This window comes from Mycobacterium sp. WUMAC-067 (assembly GCF_020217485.1).
GTDB lineage: Bacteria > Actinomycetota > Actinomycetes > Mycobacteriales > Mycobacteriaceae > Mycobacterium.
This window is the reverse complement of sequence record NZ_JAEKMI010000225.1, coordinates 1-247: the sequence shown is the minus strand read 5'-3', so window position 1 is coordinate 247 and position 247 is coordinate 1. Positions and strand designations below refer to the sequence as shown.

Sequence of the window (247 nt, the reverse complement as noted above, 5' to 3'; positions counted from 1 at the left end):
TGGCGGGCGACCACATCGGCCAGCGCCGCCCCCAACGCCTCGGCATCCAGGTTTCCGCTGAGCCGCAACGCCGCCGGGATGTTGTAGATCGGAGAAGGCCCCAGCAGCTGGTCGATAAACCACAACCGTTGCTGGGCAAACGACAACGGAATCAGCTCGGGCCGCTCCACCGCCACCAACGGCTCGCGTCGGCCCCCATCGCCACCGATGCGGAGCGCCAACTGGGCTACCGTGGGCGCCTCGAACA

1 protein-coding gene is annotated in these 247 nt (G+C 68.0%); it reads right to left on the bottom strand.

Annotated elements, in window-relative coordinates:
- The coding region (locus JF781_RS28330) for a condensation domain-containing protein (protein ID WP_225341398.1) at nucleotides 1-247 on the bottom strand (247 nt) is incomplete at both ends.